This is a genomic window from Marinobacter sp. MDS2, from assembly GCF_030718085.1.
GTDB lineage: Bacteria > Pseudomonadota > Gammaproteobacteria > Pseudomonadales > Oleiphilaceae > Marinobacter.
Map to the genome: position 1 here is coordinate 325,670 of NZ_JAVAJF010000001.1, position 16,497 is coordinate 342,166.

At 54.1% G+C, this 16,497-nt stretch carries 19 protein-coding genes and 2 tRNA genes; 2 read left to right on the forward strand and 19 right to left on the reverse strand.

All coding sequences use genetic code 11. The features are described 5' to 3' along the window. Positions 1-44: 44 nt before the first annotated feature. Genes Q9245_RS01495 through dapA form a run of 4 tightly spaced genes read right to left on the reverse strand, consistent with a single transcriptional unit; the run spans position 45 to position 3,584 of the window. Entirely contained in the window at positions 45-782 is a 738-nt protein-coding gene (locus Q9245_RS01495) for a TIGR04219 family outer membrane beta-barrel protein (protein WP_305895503.1), read from the reverse strand. 35 nt (positions 783-817) lie between these two features. Further along, positions 818-1,531, reverse strand: a complete 714-nt coding sequence (gene purC, locus Q9245_RS01500; protein ID WP_305895504.1) for a phosphoribosylaminoimidazolesuccinocarboxamide synthase — start codon at positions 1,529-1,531, stop codon at positions 818-820. Positions 1,532-1,575: 44 nt separating this feature from the next. Further along, positions 1,576-2,670: an outer membrane protein assembly factor BamC gene (bamC, locus tag Q9245_RS01505; RefSeq protein WP_305895505.1), complete on the reverse strand. Its 1,095-nt coding sequence runs from the start codon at positions 2,668-2,670 to the stop codon at positions 1,576-1,578. A 35-nt stretch (positions 2,671-2,705) separates the two neighbouring features. Then, positions 2,706-3,584: a 4-hydroxy-tetrahydrodipicolinate synthase gene (gene dapA / locus Q9245_RS01510; protein ID WP_305895506.1), complete on the reverse strand. Its 879-nt coding sequence runs from the start codon at positions 3,582-3,584 to the stop codon at positions 2,706-2,708. Positions 3,585-3,658: 74 nt separating this feature from the next. Between dapA and Q9245_RS01515 the strand changes: the two genes are divergently transcribed. Next, positions 3,659-4,126: a peroxiredoxin gene (locus Q9245_RS01515; protein ID WP_305895507.1), complete on the forward strand. Its 468-nt coding sequence runs from the start codon at positions 3,659-3,661 to the stop codon at positions 4,124-4,126. Positions 4,127-4,129: 3 nt separating this feature from the next. Here Q9245_RS01515 and Q9245_RS01520 read toward each other — a convergent pair whose 3' ends face one another. Together Q9245_RS01520 and Q9245_RS01525 are read right to left on the reverse strand one after the other, a co-directional pair. Then, the gene (locus Q9245_RS01520; protein WP_305895508.1) at positions 4,130-5,206 is read right to left on the reverse strand and encodes an AI-2E family transporter; all 1,077 of its coding nucleotides are present in this window, start codon (positions 5,204-5,206) and stop codon (positions 4,130-4,132) included. Positions 5,207-5,221: 15 nt separating this feature from the next. Then, positions 5,222-5,449, reverse strand: coding sequence for a sulfurtransferase TusA family protein (locus Q9245_RS01525; RefSeq protein ID WP_305895509.1), 228 nt, complete (start codon positions 5,447-5,449; stop codon positions 5,222-5,224). A gap of 170 nt (positions 5,450-5,619) precedes the next feature. Here Q9245_RS01525 and Q9245_RS01530 point away from each other — a divergent pair, with 170 nt between their 5' ends. Beyond that, positions 5,620-7,086 carry a M48 family metalloprotease gene (locus Q9245_RS01530; protein ID WP_305895510.1) on the forward strand — a complete coding sequence of 489 codons (1,467 nt, stop codon included), beginning with the start codon at positions 5,620-5,622 and terminating at the stop codon, positions 7,084-7,086. 18 nt (positions 7,087-7,104) lie between these two features. Here Q9245_RS01530 and nadA read toward each other — a convergent pair whose 3' ends face one another. From nadA to ruvC, 13 genes are all read right to left on the reverse strand, one after another. Beyond that, entirely contained in the window at positions 7,105-8,169 is a 1,065-nt protein-coding gene (gene nadA, locus Q9245_RS01535; protein ID WP_305895511.1) for a quinolinate synthase NadA, read from the reverse strand. Positions 8,170-8,322: 153 nt separating this feature from the next. Further along, positions 8,323-8,398: transfer RNA gene (locus Q9245_RS01540), tRNA-Lys, on the reverse strand. A 60-nt stretch (positions 8,399-8,458) separates the two neighbouring features. Then, a tRNA-Lys gene (locus tag Q9245_RS01545) sits at positions 8,459-8,534 on the reverse strand. A 118-nt stretch (positions 8,535-8,652) separates the two neighbouring features. Next, the gene (gene ybgF / locus Q9245_RS01550; RefSeq protein ID WP_305895512.1) at positions 8,653-9,417 is read right to left on the reverse strand and encodes a tol-pal system protein YbgF; all 765 of its coding nucleotides are present in this window, start codon (positions 9,415-9,417) and stop codon (positions 8,653-8,655) included. A gap of 25 nt (positions 9,418-9,442) precedes the next feature. Continuing rightward, positions 9,443-10,018, reverse strand: coding sequence for a peptidoglycan-associated lipoprotein Pal (pal, locus tag Q9245_RS01555; protein WP_305895513.1), 576 nt, complete (start codon positions 10,016-10,018; stop codon positions 9,443-9,445). A gap of 50 nt (positions 10,019-10,068) precedes the next feature. Then, entirely contained in the window at positions 10,069-11,325 is a 1,257-nt protein-coding gene (gene tolB, locus Q9245_RS01560) for a Tol-Pal system beta propeller repeat protein TolB (RefSeq protein ID WP_305897148.1), read from the reverse strand. Between the two features lie 80 nt (positions 11,326-11,405). Then, positions 11,406-12,386 carry a cell envelope integrity protein TolA gene (gene tolA, locus Q9245_RS01565; protein WP_305897149.1) on the reverse strand — a complete coding sequence of 327 codons (981 nt, stop codon included), beginning with the start codon at positions 12,384-12,386 and terminating at the stop codon, positions 11,406-11,408. Positions 12,387-12,461: 75 nt separating this feature from the next. Then, positions 12,462-12,908 (reverse strand): protein TolR, encoded by a 447-nt coding sequence (gene tolR / locus Q9245_RS01570; RefSeq protein ID WP_305895514.1) that lies wholly within the window; start codon positions 12,906-12,908, stop codon positions 12,462-12,464. A gap of 31 nt (positions 12,909-12,939) precedes the next feature. Then, positions 12,940-13,629, reverse strand: coding sequence for a protein TolQ (tolQ, locus tag Q9245_RS01575; RefSeq protein ID WP_199006910.1), 690 nt, complete (start codon positions 13,627-13,629; stop codon positions 12,940-12,942). A 36-nt stretch (positions 13,630-13,665) separates the two neighbouring features. Next, on the reverse strand, positions 13,666-14,100 hold the full coding sequence (gene ybgC, locus Q9245_RS01580) for a tol-pal system-associated acyl-CoA thioesterase (protein ID WP_305895515.1): 435 nt from the start codon (positions 14,098-14,100) through the stop codon (positions 13,666-13,668). Beyond that, on the reverse strand, positions 14,084-15,115 hold the full coding sequence (gene ruvB, locus Q9245_RS01585) for a Holliday junction branch migration DNA helicase RuvB (protein WP_305895516.1): 1,032 nt from the start codon (positions 15,113-15,115) through the stop codon (positions 14,084-14,086). The genes ybgC and ruvB overlap by 17 nt, the downstream gene beginning before the upstream one ends. A 143-nt stretch (positions 15,116-15,258) precedes the next feature. After that, positions 15,259-15,888 carry a Holliday junction branch migration protein RuvA gene (gene ruvA / locus Q9245_RS01590; protein WP_305895517.1) on the reverse strand — a complete coding sequence of 210 codons (630 nt, stop codon included), beginning with the start codon at positions 15,886-15,888 and terminating at the stop codon, positions 15,259-15,261. A gap of 33 nt (positions 15,889-15,921) precedes the next feature. Further along, on the reverse strand, positions 15,922-16,449 hold the full coding sequence (gene ruvC, locus Q9245_RS01595; protein WP_305895518.1) for a crossover junction endodeoxyribonuclease RuvC: 528 nt from the start codon (positions 16,447-16,449) through the stop codon (positions 15,922-15,924). Positions 16,450-16,497: the final 48 nt, after the last annotated feature.

Genomic DNA, 16,497 nt, shown 5'->3' on the forward strand with positions numbered 1-16,497 from the left:
TGTTCTCCAACAAAAAGGCGCCCGGAGGCGCCTGGATAGTCTGCTTAGAAGTCCACGCCGATACTTGCAAACGGACCGGACAGCTTCACGTCCAGTCGATCGTCGTCGTCTTCGTAATCAATGGCCATCTCGCGGTAGCCGGCGCGCAGGCGCAGTACAGCCACATCGAACTGTCCGTATACGTTAACGTCGTACAGGGAATCACCGCTGTAGGAAATCACGTTGCCTTCGCCACCAACGGATACGCCGGTGAACGGCAGGTCGAAGCGAACGGAGGCGTAACCCATGGGCAATACTGCATCGACCTCGGTTTTACTGACCTTCGCCGAACCAGTTTGGTCGCGAACGATCAACTCAGCATCCATCTTCCTAGCCGTCAGACCCAGATCCAGATTCACCCAGTTGTCCAGCACTTCGTAGTAGAAGGTGGCATCAAGCTGTTCGATATCGAGGTCGGATTTAACATCGGCCCCCGGCAGAATACCGTCAAAAGCCGCTGCACCAATCTTACCACTGCCACTCTGGGATATACCGGTATAGTTCAAGCGAACGTTCGGCAGTACCGGAATCGGGTGCTCAAAGCTTGCAGTAAAGTTGGCGTTGCCGTCGCTGCTCATGTTGAGATCATTCTCGATATCAACTGCGGAGTTCTTGTTAACCACTTCCCCGGAAAAATCCGACTTCCAGTAGCTAACGCTTGCACCCGCACCAACTACATCCGCGCTGGCCAACGGAGCGGCAAGCACCAAGGAGCCACCCACAGCAATCATCAATTTACGCATAAAACACCCTATCGATTGGTTATTTATTATAGTGATCAGTCAAAACTGATGCCGAGACGACGACCTACTTCTTCGTAGGTTTCAATCACGCTGCCAAGCCCCTGACGGAACCGGTCTTTATCCATCTTCTTGCGGGTTTCCTTATCCCAGATACGACAGCCATCCGGGCTGAATTCGTCACCCAGAACAATCGTTCCTTCACTGCGGCCAAATTCCAGTTTGTAGTCAACCAGCAGCATACCGGCCTCATCAAACAGAGCCTTAAGTACATCGTTTACCTTGTAGGTCAGCTCTTTCATCTGCGCCAGCTCGGCTTCTGAGGCCCAGCCGAAGCTCACCGCCAACGACTCGTTCACCATGGGGTCGTGCAGGGCATCGTCTTTGAGGAACAGCTCGTAAGTGGGCGGATTCAGCTCAACGCCCTCTTCCACGCCAATTCTACGGCACAGGCTGCCGGCAGAAATGTTGCGCACAACGCATTCAACCGGAATCATGTCGAGCTTTTTCACTAAAGATTCGGTGCCGGACAGCAGCCCTTCAAAGTGAGTCGGCACGCCGGCCGCTTCCAGCTTCTCCATGATGAAGGCGTTGAACTTGTTGTTCACCATGCCTTTGCGGTTCAACTGCTCTTTCTTTTCGCCGTCGAAGGCGGAAGTGTCGTCCCGGAATACCAGAACGAAACGATTAGGGTCATCAGTGCGGAAAACAGATTTTGCCTTGCCCGCGTATAGCTCTTCGCGCTTTTCCATTAAGGTCTCCAAACGGTCGACGGCCTGCCCGGCCGCCCCGTTAATCAGTACAAATGTTCAAACAATTTGGTAAGCAGGTCGGCACTGGTATGTTCACCATTATAGGCGTCAACGCGTTCTGCCGTAACCACCATGGCAGGGGCTGCCTGGCTGATTGTTACCGTGTGAGTGTGTGTGAGCGTGTCATCATCGCTAAACCAGGAGAACCAGCCCGGTGAACGTTCGTCTTCGGTGCGGAAATCCACCTGAACCCAACCGGCACTGCGGTCGATATCGACAATGCTTGCACCAATCTCTTCCAGTGACCGGTTAACTTCCGCCCAGGTGCGGCCATAATCGAGTTCTACTTCAACAGCTTTCGCCTGTTCATCTTCCGACACCAAACGAACCAACGGCTTAGCGACCATTCCTGAAGCCGCACGAGAGAACGATTTGCTATCTTCCCTCTGCTTCAGAAACTCTGCCAATTCGCCGAGCAGCTTTTTCTGAAGCGCCTGAGACGGCTCATTGTCGGCTGCATCCCCGTTCCAGGCCACCAAGCCCTCGGGCTTTTCAGCGAACTCCAGCACCTGGGCGCGAATTTCTGTGGTTTTCCGACGAATGCCGGGGGCCAGCCTCAGCTGCACCAGCACCTTGGGTTCAGAAGCTGATGGCGCGTTGTCCAGTTCAAGTAACGTGCGGGCCGCCATACTGAAATTGGCCAGTTCGCTTTGCAGAACACCCAATTGGGGGCTGTCGTGCGCAACACCCAATCCGGACTCGTTCATCCAGGCACTCGCCGCAGGCCACAAGCGACCCGGCACATCGTTCACCAGCAACCACAGCCGTCCATCCAGCTCCTCGATCACGTAGTTCTCGTCGAGAATCTCAGACGTCATATCGGGGGGCCGAGGGATAGAAGACGGGTACATCCGGCGAGAATCATCCGTGCGAATGCTGCGAATTGGCATAGCTTCGCCCAAACGAGAACTGTCATAGCCGGCAGGCACCTGAATGGGCGTGCCTTCCGGGGCGTTCACATAGTCTTCAGAACGATCGTGCAGAAAACCACAACCTGCCAGGGTGCCAGCAAACACAAACCCGGCAACAGGCCGGGCTAGGGATACAAGTTTGTTACGGGTTCTTCCAGGAACCTGCATCGGGTTACTCCGGTTGAAGAGAAAAGAGGTTGGCTTCAGAGAACGCCTGAAGCCTTGAGTGCGTCTTCCACTTCGCCGTGGAACTTGTCACTGAGCGGCGTCAGCGGCAGACGAATCCCTTCACCAATCATGCCCATATGCTGCAGAGCCCACTTCACCGGAATCGGGTTTGCTTCCAGGAAAAGTTTGTGGTTCAACGGCATAAGCTGTTCGTTAAGACGACGCGTCTCCTCTTCGTTCCCGGCGATCGCGGCTTCACACAACTGAGCCATGCCTTTCGGCGCGACATTCGCGGTCACTGAAACATTGCCTTTGGCGCCCGCGAGCATCAGCTCTGCCGCCGTCGCATCGTCACCGGAGTACACCGCCAAGCGCCCAGCCAAGCCTTGAATGAGCTCGGTTCCGCGCGGGATATTACCGGTGGCATCTTTAATGCCCACGATGTTGGGAATGTCAGCAAGGCGTAACACCGTTTCATTCAACATGTCACAGGCAGTACGCCCCGGCACGTTGTATACGATCTGGCTCATGCCCGGAACCGCTTCCGCAATGGCTTTGAAGTGCTGGTACAAGCCCTCTTGGGTGGGCTTGTTATAGTAAGGCACAACCAGCAAACAGGCATCGGCACCCAGCTTGTGAGCCTCAGTTGTCAGGTCAATCGCTTCACGGGTGCTGTTACCGCCCGTACCGGCGATTACAGGAATCCTGCCATCCACTCGTTTTATGATATGGCCGATAACCCGACAATGCTCTTTCGGGTCCAAAGTGGCGGACTCACCGGTGGTGCCCACAGCCACAATGCCATGAGTGCCATTTTCGATATGAAAGTCCACTAGTTTGTCCAAATCTTCCCAGTGGATGTCACCATTGGGATGCATGGGCGTAACTAGTGCGACGAGGCTACCCGTAATCATAAAAACTCCGTCCGAATAAAACCGATATGGTAATGTTGGGCTCGAACTGACACAAGGGAATTAAAGGAGATGTCATGTCATCCGTAGCATTGAATCAGCCTGTACCCGATTTTCAGGCCCAGGCCACCGGTGATCAATCAATTACCCTGGCGGACCTTAAGGGTAAAAACGTTATTATCTACTTTTATCCGAAAGACAACACCCCCGGATGCACCACAGAAGGCCAGGATTTTCGCGATCGCATGGAGCAATTCACGGCCCTGAACACCGAAATATTCGGCGTTTCCCGCGACAGCTTGCGTGTACACGAGAACTTTCGGGCTAAACACGAATTTCCGTTTCACCTGATTTCAGACAAAGACGAAGATCTGTGCAAGCTTTTTGATGTCATTAAGCTCAAAAAACTTTACGGAAAAGAGTATATGGGCATTGAGAGAAGCACCTTCCTGATCGACAAGGAAGGCGCCCTCCGTCAGGAATGGCGTGGCGTTAAAGTGAAAGGCCACGCCGACGAGGTACTAGACGCTGTCAAAGCTCTCTAGGTTTTAAACCTTCGCTGCCGGTGAGGAAACATCGTTCTTCACCGGCCAGGCTGCAAACACAGCTTTAAGCATTGTCGCCAAGGGTATGGCGAAGAAAACGCCCCACAAGCCCCAGACACCCCCAAAGAACAGCACGGCCACGATAATGGCGACCGGGTGAAGGTTATTAACCTCCGAAAACAACACCGGTACCAATACGTTACCATCCAATGCCTGGATAATGCCGTACACCACCATTACCCAGATGAAGTGGCTGCCCCAACCAAACGCAAAGAGCCCGATCACCGCAACCGGAATGGTGACCACAGCTGCGCCAATGTATGGAATGACCACGCTCAACCCCACCAGCAAAGACAGCAAGGCAGCATAAGGCATGCCTAATACCTTGAACGCAATATAGGTTACCGAGCCTACGATCAGGATCTCGACGGCTTTGCCTCGGACATAATTGGCGCACTGCCGGTTCACCTCGTGCCAGATACCAATCATCATCGGACGCTGCTTAGGCAACAGGCGTGCGAACGAGCTAACCAACAACTCCCGGTCTTTCAGAAAGAAAAACACGAGAATCGGCACCAGTACCATATAGATTAGAAGTGCGACCAGATCCGGTATGCTGGAAAGCGAAAACGACACCAGCCACTGGGTTATATGGGCCACTTCGGTAGACACCTGCTGATAAACCGCATTGACCGCCTCGGCCGAGATCAAATGCGGGTAGTCATCGGGCAACACCTCTAAATAGGACTGAAGCTCGCGGATAATCCTGGGCGCCTCTTTCGCCAGATTCGAGACCTGAGACCATACCAATGGCAGCAAACCGAAAAGAAAACCGACTAACACACCCATAAACATCAGGAACACGCTGATTACCGCAACGAAGTCTGGCACCCCCCATCGTTGCAGTTTAAGCACCAGACCCTGCAAAATAAAAGCAACAATCAGGGACGCAATTGCGGGCGCCAGCATGGCCCCGAACCAAACAATGAAAACGGTGCCCGCAAGCAAGATGAGAAACAGCACCACCGCTTCTTCATCCGAAAAGTATTTATTCGCGAGATCTCGCAAGACTCTGATCATGAAACGCTCCGACGATTATCCGCCGCACTCTATCACGAACCGGTATTCACCGTTATCTTCCTTATAGCTAAGGAGCTCGTGTGCGGATAATTTGATATAGGCAGGGATATCCCGTGCTGACCCGGCATCCGTAGCAATCACTTCCAAGCGGTCGCCGGAGGCCATTGCATTAAGCTCTAGCTTGGTTTTCAGAAGCGGCATGGGACAACGCAGCCCACTTGCATCCAGAATTCTGTCAGCCATCTTGGGAAACACCATTAATATTCATTCAACAATGGGCAGGCATTATGCCGAGAGTGTTACTCTATTGCATCAAAACACTTGGTAATGCTGTCCGGCTCCCGAGCACAAGGCACCCCAGGGCCAGCCGGAGCAAAAAACCACACACTTATGTTGAGGCAACATCTAAGTCAATGAGGCTCATTCGTACTAACCGCCGCACGCTTTCACTCATCAGCGCGGCCGCCCTGCTCATAGCTTTTCTCGCAACACCTGCGTTAAAGGCTGAACCCTCGCCCCTGCCCTCGTTTGGGGGAGGCGGACTGATTGCCGGCCAACAGGAAGCCAGCATTGGCGAGCAGGTTATGACCTCTATCCGGCGTTCTGCGCCGCAGGTACAAGACCCGTTAGTATACGACTACCTCTACAACGTAATTTACCGGCTTGTCCCTTCTGCCCCTTTGGATAACCGAGACTTGCAACTCGTGCTTATCGACAGTCCGGCACTTAATGCGTTCGCCGTGCCGGGAGGCGTCGTCGGGGTGAATGGCGGGCTGTTTCTCAACGCCGCTACAGAGCAGCAGTTCGCCTCGGTACTCGCCCACGAATTGGCGCACCTGAGCCAACGCCATTTTGCCCGCAGAATGGAGCAGCAAGAAACCAGCACCCCTCTGACTTTGGCCGGCATGATTGCAGGCATCGTTCTCTCTGCGGTCACTCAGTCTGACATCGGAATTGCCGCCATAGCGGGCACACAGGCTATGGCCATTCAAAACATGTTGTCCTACAGCCGGGCGCATGAGCAGGAGGCCGACCGGGTGGGCCTGGAGATTCTGGCGAACGCAGGCCTCGACCCAAGAGGCATGCCTGAGATGTTCGAGATCATGATGCGCCAGAACCGCCTGCAAGGGAACAGGATGCCCGAATACCTCTCTACCCACCCCCTGACCCAAAGCCGTGTCTCAGACACCCAAAATCGGGCCGAACAGTATCCGAGCAAAACCGTGCAGGATAGTCAGGAATACCACCTGATGCGCAGCCGCTTACAGGTTCATTACGCGTCGTCACCCGCGTCTGCGGTCGAAATATTCGAGTCGTACCTGAACCGCGACGATACGCAAAAGAACGATGCGATACGCTATGGACTTGCCGTGGCTTATAAAGAAGACAATCAGCTGGATAAAGCCGAAAAGATTCTGTTGGAACTTTTGTCTACACATTCTGGACGCATTACGTTCCAGGTGTCTCTGGCGGAAGTCTATACCGAGCAAAAACGCTATGACGACGCTCGACAAATTCTGCAAACAGCGCTCTCGCGAAACCCGCGAAACTACCCCATCACATGGGCTTTAGCCGGACTCGAAATTGCTGATGGTAATGGATCAGCAGCCGCGAGCTATTTGAAAGAACTGACCCGACAGCGCCCTTCGGGTGATCAAATATGGCTGCGACTGGCCGAGGCCGAAGGTATGGCCAGAAACATTGTTGGCGTTCACCGAGCCCGAGCAGAATACGATGCCTTACGGGGAGACTACCGCTCTGCCCAACGCCAGTTGCGCCAAGCTCAGGAAAAGTTACCGGCCGGCTCTGCGGAGCGGCAGGTGGTTAGCGAGCGGCTGAGCGAAATCGCCAGCCGCATTCAGCAAGCCGACAGATCCTGACCCGGATCTGCGACTCAATCAGGAGGCGTTGCCTGCCGCTTTCAGATTCATGTTGGCCGTAAAATCGAGCATGCGCTTGAGCGGGCGCAGCGCGTCTTCACGAAGAGCCGGGTCAACATGAACTTCCTGATCACCGGTTTCCAGCACATGAAGCAGATTCTCCAGCCCGTTCATCGCCATCCAGGGGCACTGTGCACAGCTACGGCACGTGGCGCCATTCCCGGCGGTCGGGGCTTCGATCAGCGTTTTATTAGGCGCTAACTGCTGCATCTTGTAGAAGATGCCGTTGTCAGTGGCCACAATAAACTCTTCATTGGGCATACTTTGCACGGCATGGATCAACTGGGACGTTGAGCCAACCACATCGGCCATTTCCACGACCGCATCGGGGGACTCAGGGTGCACCAGAACGGCCGCATCCGGATACAGCGCTTTCAGATCTTCAAGCCCTCTCGACTTGAATTCCTCGTGCACAATGCAGGAACCGTCCCACAGGAGCACATCAGCACCCGTTGTTTTCTGCACGTAATGGCCCAAATGCTTGTCTGGTGCCCAGAGGATCTTTTCTCCCCTGGCATCCAGGTCTTCAACAATCGCCTGCGCACAGCTTGAGGTGACTACCCAGTCTGCCCTCGCCTTCACGGCCGCGGAGGTGTTGGCATACACCACCACGGTTCGGTCAGGGTGCTGATCACAGAAGTCTGAAAACTCGTCTGCCGGGCAACCAACATCAAGCGAACAGGTCGCTTCAAGCGTTGGCATCAGCACGCGTTTCTCAGGGTTCAAAATCTTTGCTGTTTCGCCCATAAACCGAACACCGGCCACGACCACAGTGGTGGCTGAATGCTGGTTGCCGAAACGCGCCATTTCCAAAGAGTCAGCCACACAACCACCCGTTTCTTCAGCCAGACGCTGAATATCAGGGTCGGTGTAGTAATGAGCAACCAGCACAGCATCTTTGTCTAAAAGTACCTGTTTAATGCGGGCCTCAAGCTCGGCTTTCTCGCTAGTGCTGAGAGGCTTAGGCTCAGCGGCATGAGCCAGGTGTTCCTGAACAAGGATACGGTCTTGCGCTCGTGTCATTGATGGATCTCTGCGTTGAACGTTACAGGCCGAGTATATCACTTCCCCATTTGAATTGAGGACAGGGCGACATCTCCCCAAAAACTGCAGGCAAAAAAAAAGAGCCCGAAGGCTCTTTTTTCGAGCAAAACCCCTATTCCGGCTTTGCTATGTTGGTGGGTCGTGATGGATTCGAACCATCGACCAATTGGTTAAAAGCCAACTGCTCTACCAACTGAGCTAACGACCCATAACTGGTATTGCCGGTTTTTCACCCGACGAACAACGGACAAATCCGGTGTTCTGAAATTGGTGGGTCGTGATGGATTCGAACCATCGACCAATTGGTTAAAAGCCAACTGCTCTACCAACTGAGCTAACGACCCAATGGAGACGCGTATATTAATGATATTTTTTTGCTGATCAACCCCTTTTTTCAGGGTTTTTTAATTTTTTTCAGATCCTGGCCAAACAGCGATCAACTTGGTGGTTATGCGAACAATTTCACGCTTCACCAAGAAATTTTCGCGCCAGCTCTGCCGCACTGGAGTCGGGGTAATGGTCCAGCACCATTTGCATACGACGTTTTGCTTCGCCTTTTTCACCCAGTTTATCGAGCGTAACCCCTAACTTGTAGACCGCATCCGCCGCTTTTCGATGATCATCGTAGCGGGTAGCAACGATCGTGAAGGCTTGCTTGGCTTGTTCAAGCTGCGGCTTGGCCAGATACACTTCGCCTAGCCAATAATAGGCATTAACCGTCAGGTCGCCTTCCGGGTACTCGTCAACGAACTCGTACAGTTGAGTAATGGCCTCGTCGTAGGCCTTTTGGTTTCGGATCAGATCAATAATCTGATTGTAGGTTTTCCGCTCTTCTGCATCCGGCGCACGGTAGTTACGCACTGCTGGCTTGGCTGAAGAAGATGCCGCACTGCTTGTCGTCGCCTCAGGTGTTGAGGCTTGCTCTTCCATAGCCTTCGACAAATCAAGTATCCGCTGGTCGAGATCTACGTAGCGGTCCCTTCCCTGCTGCTGCAGCTTACGGATCTCATACTGCTGTTCTTCCACTTTACCCTGAAGCCGCCGCACATCGCCCTGAAGCTGCTGAATCATGTAAAACAATTCCGCAGTTGCCTGGCTATTGCCAGCCTTACGCTGGGCTTCTGAGGCGGCATTCTGGTACGCAGGCGTCGACGACTGTGCAGAAACAACACCCGCCAGGCCGAAGCCTAGCGGGATGAGCACGGCCGCCATGAGTGTGTGTCTCATGGGTCAGTCCGTTTATTAACGTTAATTACTTGAAAATCAGTTCAACGCGGCGATTCTGGGCATAAGCACTTTCGCTGGAGCCACGAACCACCGGCTTCTCTTCACCATAGCTTACGGTTTCAATCTGGCCACGTGAAGCGCCGTTCACTACCAGGAAACGCTCAACGGCTTTTGCACGACGCTCACCCAACGCCAAGTTGTATTCCTTGCTGCCACGCTCATCGGCGTGACCTTCAAGACGAACCTGCTGACGCGGGTTACTGGACAGGAAGCGGGCATGGGTAACCAGCGCGTTACGAGCTTCTTGCTTGATCTCGGAGGTATCGAAATCGAAGTAGAAGGTGGTGATGTTACGCAACGCTTCCTGCTCGGCTTTTGCTCGGGCCTCGGCACGCTCTTCATCAGTCAGAACGGAAGAAGAAACGCCCTCACCGTCTTCACCACCGTATACTGTGGAGCCGCCTTCCTGATCAATCGCGGCGACGTCTGAGCCGGAGTCGTATCCACCGTCTTCCATGGTGTCACCGGTCGAGCTACAGCCCGCAACCAGCCCAAAGGACAACAACATCGCAAATGCTTTGTTTTGTGCAGACACTTTCATAACTACCTTCCTTCTTTTCATGACATTGACTTTGATTAGCTTTGATGGGGTTAGCGTGTAATCGGCCCCCAAGCCGGCTCTCTGACCTCTCCTTCTGAGGCAGGCAAGCTGTATGCGGCCCCGCCATCAGCAGAAACCACGGTGAGCACCCCTTTGCCGCCTTGTTCTGTGGCATAGATCAGCATTCGGCCATTAGGCGACACACTTGGAGATTCATCCGTTCCTGTACGAGTAACAATAAACTCCTCATCGGTTTTCAGGTTGCGACGCGCAATGTGGAACGATCGGTCCCGCTGATGCACGTAGTAAACGAATTCGCCTTTGGAGTCCGGACGCGCTCGCGCGTTGTAACGGCTACCAAAGGTAATCCGCCGCGCTTCGGCACCCGGGCGCTCCATGTAATAAATCTGCGGGCCACCTGATCGGTCAGAGGTAAAGAACACGCCGTTTCCGGTATGGTCCCAGGCCGCTTCGGTATCGATCGCCCAATGATTCGTCAGTTTAGTGATCTTGCCACTCGCCAGATTCTTTTCGTATACCTCGGCATTGCCGTCTTTTGAGAGCGTCATCAGCAGCGAACGCCCATCCGGTGACCAAGCCGGAGCGGAATTCAACCCCGGGAAATCGGCGGCTTTCGTGCGCTTACCGGTCGCCAACTCATGGATATAAATCACCGGCTTGCCAGTCTCGAACGACACGTAGGCCAGCTTTTTACCATCGGGGGACCAGGCTGGAGACAAAATAGGCTCAGCACTTTCCAGACGAATTTTCGAACGCTGGCCGTCAATATCACTCACGTGCAGGCGGTAGACGCTGTTTTTACCCGTACCAGATAGCGTTACGTAGGCCAACTTGGTAGAAAACGCACCGGGCTCGCCGGTAATCGCCTCATACACGCGATCACTGATGTGATGGGCCAACGAACGTACATTTCCGGCCGGCGCTGCCGCCGTCTCGCCCAAGATCCGCTGTTCCCGATTCACATCAAACAGTTCGTAACGCGCCTCAACTTTCCCATTATTGCTAGTCAGTTGACCAACCAACACATAGCGCTGCCCCAGCATGCGCCAGTCTCGGAAATATACTTCTGAACGCTCGGACGGCAGGCTCAACATTTTCGAAGGATCCAGCGGTTTGAACTCACCGCTCATGGTCAAGTCAGCCTGCACAATGCTGCTGACTTTGTCCCCGGCTGGCATCGAACCACTTTCCGAAAAGGGGACGACGGCCACAGGAATCGCCGAGTTCGCGCCTTCGGTGATGCGAATCAGCAATTCTGCTCGCGCACTCGATGCAACAAAGCACATAACCACCAACCAACCGATAACGGTCAGGTTTCGCTTCGCTGTTTCGATCCTCGAAGGTGTGTTCTTAAGCATCATTTACCTCACCGCAACCGTTTGGGGTTGAATTCAATCGTGAACTGTCGGAAATATCGTTCAAACGTATCTCTGTCGCCCGGTACCGGGTATCGATTCAAAGAGCGCACCGCGCTCAGCGCCGAGTTATCAAACGCTGTATTTCCGCTGCTACTGACCAACGTGACACCTTGCAACTCGCCCGTCGGCAACAATGTAATCTGCAGGCGCGCCACCATATTTTCAGTCGCCGAGGCCGGCGGGTACCAAGCCTGAGCCAACCGATCACGAATCAGCGCCTGGTACTTCTCACTGTCGGTCAGCATTTGTGCTTCACGGGCTCGAGCGGCCGCCGCTTCACGCTGACGACGCGCTTCGCTTTCCCGGGCTTTCTCCGCTTCTTCTGCCAGCGCATTAAGCTGCTGCTCTCTCAGCCTGCGCTCGGCTTCCTTGCGTTTTCGCTCAGCCTCTTTACGAGCCTGTTCCTCTTTTCGCTTTCGCTCCGCCTCTTCCTTTCGGCGTTGTTCTTCCTGCCGTTTTTTCTCTTCTTCAGCTTTCCGCTTCGCTTCTTCTTTGCGCTTTCGTTCCTGCTCGGCCTTCTGGCGTTCACGCTCTTTGGCCTCGGCTTCCGCTTTTTTTCGAGCAGCCTCTTTGGCGCGCGCCTGTTGCTCAGCTTTTTCACGAGCCTTGGCTTCTTGCTGTTTGCGCTGCTGTTCTATTTTTCGTGCCTTTTCCTCAGCCGCTTTTTCGGCCGCCTTCCTTTCTGCCTCTTGCTGAGCTTTCTTGCGTTCCGCCTCAGCTTTCTTGCGCTGTTGCTCTGCGGCCTGTTCGCGCTTCTGAGCCTCGTCCCGCTGATCTTCTTCATCCACCACCGGGCTCGGCTTCGGTTCCGGGCTGATCAATCTAGCCGAGATACTGCGCGGCTCCGGCTCCTGCACAGGGCTGGACCACGACCAACCGGCCAACGCAACCACAACAATCAACAGGTGCAACCCAAGAGACATCGCCACAGGCGATTTCAGTGAGGTGCTGTCTTTATTTACAGTTTCCCGTTCGTGACCCTTCACAACAATCCTGCCATCCGATTAAGGCTGATTTTGAGGTGCATCGGTTATCAGGCCGATACCAGAGGCACCCGCAGCCTGAAGCTCTGCCATCAAACGCACGACAACGCCATAATCGACAAATTCATCGCCACGAACCAACACCTCGCTGTTGGCACGCTGAGACAAGATTTTCGCAACTTGTGCCCGCACGTTTTCCAGCGACATGGGCTCGCTGCTATCGTCACCCACTTCCAGGTAATAAGCGCCATTGCTGTCAACAGAAACGGTAATGGTCTCCACGTCTTTGTCCTGAGTGATCGGATCAGACGTTGTTTCCGGCAAATCCACCTTCACACCTTGCGTGAGCATGGGCGCGGTTACCATGAAGATCACAAGCAGAACCAACATGACGTCAATGTAGGGCACTACGTTAATTTCCGACATCGACTTGCGCGGTTCACGAGACATCATTCCCATGCCTTTCATCGGTCTACCCTCCCCATACCGTCAACAACCATTACGAGCCGGCCTTTTCGGAGTTGTGGACCCGCCGATGAAGAATGCTGGAAAATTCGTCTGCGAACGTTTCATAGTTCTTCAGCAACGCATCAGACATGGTCGAGAAACGGTTGTAGGCGATAACCGCAGGGATTGCCGCGAACAAGCCCATCGCCGTCGCAATCAATGCTTCCGAGATGCCCGGAGCAACGGTTGCCAGTGTGGCCTGCTGAACTTGAGCCAGCCCACGGAAAGAGTTCATGATGCCCCATACGGTGCCGAACAAGCCCACGTAGGGACTGGTGGAACCAACCGTGGCCAGAAACGGCAGATGCAAATCCAAACGCTCATGCTCACGAGAGAAGGCAACACGCATAGCACGCTGGGTGCCTTCCATGACGGCATCGGCATCGCGGCTTTGCTGACGAAGCCTGGAAAACTCTTTGAAGCCCGCCCGGAAGAGCGATTCCATGCCCGAATTCGGCGTCGGGTTGGCATTCACATCTTTGTACAACTGGCCGAGATCCATACCAGACCAAAAGCGCTCTTCAAACGCCAACTGAGCTTGTTTCGCTTGGCGGTAGACCTTCACCCTCTGAAAGATAAGCGCCCAAGACACCACAGAAGCCAGCACCAGTAACAGCATGACGAGCTGCACCAGAAGCCCTGCGTTCGCAATCAGATGCCAGACTGATAGTTCGGATCCCACTGTATACTCCCAAAAAGTTTCTATGTTTTCAGCTGATTAAAGCACATTCTTAAGAATCAAACTCATATTTTCTGGCAAACGCCGTGGCTTGCCGGTATCCAGGGCCACACACGCCACCCTCACCTCGGCCTCGCACAACAGGGCACGGCTATCGGCCTTCAAAACCTGCTGCCGAAACGTCATCCATACCCGGGATGAAGCAATCGGTTCGGCGGTTACCAACAGTTGATCGTCCAGCCGGGCCGGCGCTGCGTAGTGCAATGACATTTTCTGCACCACATAACTCACGTTTTGCTCGAGCCCTGCCCGCAACTCCACACCCTGACTGCGAACCCACTCCGTGCGTGCACGCTCCATGTAATGGAGGTACTTGGCATGAAAGACAATGCCGCCGGCATCGGTATCTTCTATGTAGACCCGGATCGGCAATTCGAAAACAGGTGCTGCAGTCATATCACTCAAACTCGCCATTCCCCTTTCCGGGCTTCGGCGGCACCACTCCGAAATGCTGATACGCACTCGATGTGACCATACGGCCTCTTTGTGTCCGTACCATGTACCCTTGCTGTATCAAAAACGGCTCCAGCATGTCTTCGATGGTGCCCCGCTCTTCACTGATCGCTGCAGCCAGACTTTCCACGCCAACCGGGCCACCATCAAATTTCTCAATCATTGCCAGAAGCAACCGGCGATCCATGTGATCAAAGCCCTGACTATCCACCTTCAGCATGTTCAGAGCTTGATCCGCTATGTCTGCGGTAATCCGACCATCCGACCGCACTTCGGCAAAGTCACGTACCCGGCGCAACAACCGGTTCGCGATCCGTGGTGTCCCTCGAGAGCGGCGCGCAATCTCAAACGCCCCGCCTTCATCCAGCGAGACCGAAGACAGCCGGGCCGAACGGGCAATAATATGAGTCAAGTCGGCTGTGTTGTAGAACTCAAGGCGCTGAACAATGCCAAAGCGATCCCGCAGCGGTGACGTCAGCAGGCCTGCACGCGTGGTCGCTCCCACCAAGGTGAACGGAGGCAAATCGAGCTTGATCGAACGCGCGGCCGGACCTTCACCAATCATGATATCCAGCTGGTAGTCTTCCATTGCTGGATACAACACCTCTTCAACTGCCGCACTAAGACGATGGATTTCATCGATGAAGAGAACGTCGCCTTCTTCAAGGTTGGTCAGCATTGCCGCCAAATCGCCCGCTTTTTCGAGCACGGGCCCCGAAGTGGTTTTGATGGCAACACCCATCTCATTGGCAATGATATTTGCCAATGTGGTCTTACCAAGGCCCGGCGGGCCGAAAATCAAGGTGTGATCCAAAGCTTCCTGACGGGCCCGCGCAGCAGAGATAAAGATCTCCATTTGCTCGCGCACCGTCGGCTGACCAACATACTCAGACAACAGCGTCGGGCGGATGGCGCGATCATGCACCTCTTCGTATTCTCCGGCTTTGGCCGTTATCAGTCGGTCCGATTCAATCATGGCATTATCCGCTTACTGGGAATAAACAACGTGCCTGCTGGTCGCCCTTGGCTATATGTGCCCTAATTGTACAAAGGGCACGGGCTGAGTCACGTTAAGCTCTATACACATTAGTGTCATCATACGACACAAAAAAGCCGGGCTTACCCGGCTGGAATCATGTTTCTCAGTGCAAGCCTGATCAACTGTTCGCTGTTCATGTCCGGCTCTGCCACTTTGCTGATGGCTTTTGCGGCCTCCTGGGGTTTGTAACCTAGCGCAATCAATGCAGCTTCGGCTTCCTCTCTAGGGTCAGACCCCGCTGCGGATGCGCCACCGGCCGCCCCGGCTGCCAATTGTTCGGGCGCTGAGGGTACAAACTGACCTTCCAGCTGTTTAATGCGGTCAGCCATATCGATCAACAAACGCTCAGCGGTTTTCTTGCCAACGCCGGGTAACTTCACCAGCGAATTGACATCCCTTGCTTCCACACACTGAATAAACTGCTGCGCATCCAGCCCTGACAAAATACCAATGGCCATTTTCGGCCCAACGCCGTTCACCTTAATCAATAACCGAAACAGATTACGATCAAGCAAAGAAGCAAACCCGAACAGGCTTTGTGCGTCTTCACGGACAGCAAAATGGGTATGGAGCGTCACCTCTTGGCCGGTTTCCGGCAGGTGAAAGAACGTGGTGTAAGGAATATCGACTTCATAGCCCAGCCCGGCGCATTCCACCAGCGCCTGGCCCGGCGTCTTCTCAACCAGCAAACCTCGAATACGACCTATCAAAGCCCGTCTCCTCTGGCTTTCATCAATCTTTGTTTATTGCCGGCGGGCGCGGCCGCCTCGAACTTTGCCGCCAACACCAGCAAGCTTTAATGTACTTTGGTTCATATGGGCATGACACAGCGCTATGGCTAGTGCATCAGCCGCATCTTCCTGAGGTTTTCGAGACAATCCCAGCAACGCCTGAACCATATGCTGCACCTGCGATTTATCGGCACTTCCGGTGCCCACAACAGCTTGTTTCACCTGCCTTGCCGAATACTCATGAACCGCCAGCCCACTGTTGGCCGCGCTGACAATTGCCGCTCCTCTGGCTTGCCCTAACTTCAGTGCAGAGTCCGGATTACGTGCCATAAATACTTGCTCGATGGCAAATTCTTCCGGGCGATACTCACCTATCAACAACGCAAGACTCTGAAAAATGGTCTGCAAACGCTCGGCCATAGGCTTCTGCCCGACCCGAATACAGCCACTGTCGAGGTACTCGGTTTGGCGACCTTCCACGCGGATGATGCCGTAACCGGTAATTCTGGAACCGGGGTCTACCCCCAGAATGATTGGCATCCGCGTACCTTCAAGCCTGCAAGGATCACCAAAACAAAGAGGCGGCCG